4 protein-coding genes are annotated in these 2750 nt (G+C 63.1%); 1 reads left to right on the top strand and 3 read right to left on the bottom strand.

The window, feature by feature from the left end; all coding sequences use genetic code 11:
* Positions 1 to 198: 198 nt before the first annotated feature.
* Together NI2_RS27525 and NI2_RS34090 are read right to left on the bottom strand one after the other, a co-directional pair.
* Positions 199 to 1500 carry a tyrosine-type recombinase/integrase gene (locus tag NI2_RS27525; protein WP_067496636.1) on the bottom strand — a complete coding sequence of 434 codons (1302 nt, stop codon included), beginning with the start codon at positions 1498 to 1500 and terminating at the stop codon, positions 199 to 201.
* Between the two features lie 13 nt (positions 1501 to 1513).
* Positions 1514 to 1714, bottom strand: coding sequence for a helix-turn-helix transcriptional regulator (locus NI2_RS34090; protein ID WP_133734256.1), 201 nt, complete (start codon positions 1712 to 1714; stop codon positions 1514 to 1516).
* Between the two features lie 322 nt (positions 1715 to 2036).
* Here NI2_RS34090 and NI2_RS27520 point away from each other — a divergent pair, with 322 nt between their 5' ends.
* Positions 2037 to 2282 carry a DUF2510 domain-containing protein gene (locus NI2_RS27520; RefSeq protein WP_067496633.1) on the top strand — a complete coding sequence of 82 codons (246 nt, stop codon included), beginning with the start codon at positions 2037 to 2039 and terminating at the stop codon, positions 2280 to 2282.
* Here NI2_RS27520 and NI2_RS27515 read toward each other — a convergent pair.
* Positions 2279 to 2647, bottom strand: coding sequence for a hypothetical protein (locus NI2_RS27515; protein ID WP_067496630.1), 369 nt, complete (start codon positions 2645 to 2647; stop codon positions 2279 to 2281). The two genes, NI2_RS27520 and NI2_RS27515, sit on opposite strands and share 4 nt — an antisense overlap.
* Between the last annotated feature and the right edge of the window lie 103 nt (positions 2648 to 2750).

The raw sequence follows: 2750 nt of genomic DNA, 5'->3' as shown, positions 1-2750 counted from the left end.
TGTACCCCGGATCGGGTCGGCGTAAACCCGCTGTAACAATCAAACCCCCGCAAACGGGTATACCGACCAGCAATCCCCCAGGTCAACCCAGCTTCACAACACCTAGAGCGATCCACACCACACCCGGCCGATCCGCCCTCCACCAGCGCCCGCAGGACGCCTCAAAGGCACCCATCCCACACTTTCCCCACACACCACTCACTCCTCCCCCCTAAACCGCTCCAACGCGGGAGTCGAGTCCGGAGCCAGCGTCGGCTGATCCACATAGTGCTGTTCAGTCACCTTCGACCCCTTCCGATGCCCAAGCTGACGACGCGCATGGTCCACGCCGTACTCCTCGGCGATGATCGTCGCCACCGTCTTCCGCAGCGTCTTCCGACTCACCCACCCGAACTCCTCCCCCCGCGCCGAATTCCACGGCTTCGACAAACTCGACGAACCCCGGAACGTCCCGTTACGCGTCGGGAACGCCGGCGACTCATCGTCCGCATCCCAGAACGCAGCACCCATCTCCAGGAGGATCGCCACAGCGAACCGCGGCAACACCACCGACCGATTACCCTCCGGGCCAGTCTTGGTATGCGGCTGCCTATAGACCCCCGAATCCCCGTACTTCACCGTGCCGAAGATATCGAGCACCCACGGATCACCGACCCGCTCCGGCCGATGCACATCACACTTCCTCAAACCCAGGATCTCCCCCGGCCGCGCACCCGTCGCCAACATCATGTCCAGCATCGGCACCAAATGCGCCGCCCGCCGTCGCCCGGTCTTTGCCGGACCGCCCTCGATCGCTTCCCCCCTCGAGTACGCGCGCAACTGCTCCCGCAATCGCGACAGTTCCTCGAAGGTCAACGCCCGAACGGTCGGCACCTTGATCCGCAGCGCCTTCAACGACGAGATGGGATGCGCTCCAGGCGAAATCGCCCCATGCCGTACAGCGAGATCCATCATCCCGCGAACGATCACCCGATGAACAGCTGCCTTCGACTTCATCCCCTGTGCAATGATCGCTGCCTCATGTGCGGCGTACCTAGGTGCCGTGAGTTCGCGAACCGTCAGATTCGCGAACACAGTCTTGACCTTCAACGCATCTGGGCGGACACGCATGTCCGGGGTGCCGTCCTTCTTCAGCTTCCGCTCACTCGGCTCGATCTGAGTCCGGTAGAGCCGGATCGAGGCATCGTTGATCGAGTCGTCGAGGACGCATTCGGCCAACCACAGATCAGCAAGCACAGGGATCTTCGTGTCGGGCGTGACCAGCGACGACCCGGGACCTGCCGACTGATTGAGCTCGTCGACGTACTTCTTGAGCGCAGCTTTCGCTGCGGACTTGCTCTGCCCCGTCTTCTCCTTGGGGAGGATGACGCCGTCGGTGGGGCGCCGCCAACGAGCTCTCGCCCGGTACCCGGTGACCTTGCCGCTGGCGTTCTTGATGGCGGTGTAGCTGATGTCGCCCAGCTCTCCTAGTTCGAGACCTGGGCGTCCTGAACGGACCACGACCCACCCCGCCCTATGCTGCTATGCCGGCGTTGAGGTTGGCGGTCTTCCATGCTTCGACCTCGCTGCGGAGGTAGCGAGCTTTTCCGCTGACCCGGTATGCGCGAGGCCCTTTCGGCGGTTTCATCGAAGACCAGTTCGCTAACGTTTTGGAGGAGAAGCGGATCATGTCTGCGACTTCGTCGCGGGTCAACCAGGAGTCGGTCTCGGTCATGAGAAACCACCTTTCGTAAAGTATGCTCTACTTTACGTAGTCGCCCCTACTTTACACAACCCTGCGCGTCCCACCATTTCCCGCAATGTCCCGGCCGACCTGCGGGAATGAACCATGCCCATTGACAGGCCACCGTATGCTGGACGATCGAACGTGCGCGCCGCGCACCCGTCCGCGCAGAGGCCGAACCATGACGCACCCTCAACAGCCACCCCCCGGCATGCCGCCGCCCGCCACTCCACAGCCGACCAGCGTCTCGAGCGGGCCTCTCATCCCCCAATGGGTAGTGGTTTGCATCGCTGGCGCACTGCTTTTCGGGTACATGATTGCCAACGACTTCACAGGCGCACAGACCGTCGGAACCCTGTTCGTCCTCAGCATTGGCGCGATCATCGTGCTGGTGATTCGTGCACTGGTCCGACTAGGCGACAAGCGCCCGAGCCCGGTCGTTGTCAACACCGTTTCAGCACTCCCCCCGCCGGGATGGTACGTCGACCCACAGGGCGCAACCCGCTGGTTCGACGGTCAGCAGTGGACCGACAAGGTCCAGCCTCCAACCGCGAGCTAGGTAGTCACCGGCACGTCGATCACGCATTCCCAGATGCGTCCGCAGCGCGACCACCGCGTCGCCCGTGATGGCGGTGTGCAGAACGCTTCACACCCGGCGCCGATCAGGGCGGCGAGGTCGCGGTCGGTGATGTCACCGTGAGGCCAGACTTCGATGCGGCCACCGCGGGGGACGACGATGATGCCGACCTGCTTCCACCATGACCAGGTGTGGTCGACCCAGATCACGGAGCTTCCTCGGGCGGGTCGGACGATGATGCCGAGCGCGTCGAGAAGGGCGCGGTCACTGGCAGGCACAAGTCGGACGTCGAACTGGTCCCACTCGCTTCCGGCGGCGGCGCTTTCGATTCGCTCAGTCGAACTCATGTTCGAATAATAGCGGGTGTTTGCTGAGCATGCACCCGCCTATCGTGCATAGGTCCAGATACGACGAAATAGCCCCCAACCTGCCTGAGGTTGGGGGCTATTT

Origin of the sequence: Nocardia ignorata NBRC 108230, from assembly GCF_001612905.1 — a bacterium.
Lineage (GTDB): Bacteria > Actinomycetota > Actinomycetes > Mycobacteriales > Mycobacteriaceae > Nocardia > Nocardia ignorata.
This window is presented reverse-complemented; position numbering and strand designations above follow the sequence as displayed.

Coding starts and splice junctions, on each gene's coding strand:
- NI2_RS27515 (WP_067496630.1), bottom strand. CDS start 2,647: ATGAGTTCGACTGAGCGAATCGAAAGCGCCGCCGCCGGAAGCGAGTGG.
- NI2_RS27520 (WP_067496633.1), top strand. CDS start 2,037: ATGATTGCCAACGACTTCACAGGCGCACAGACCGTCGGAACCCTGTTC.
- NI2_RS34090 (WP_133734256.1), bottom strand. CDS start 1,714: ATGACCGAGACCGACTCCTGGTTGACCCGCGACGAAGTCGCAGACATG.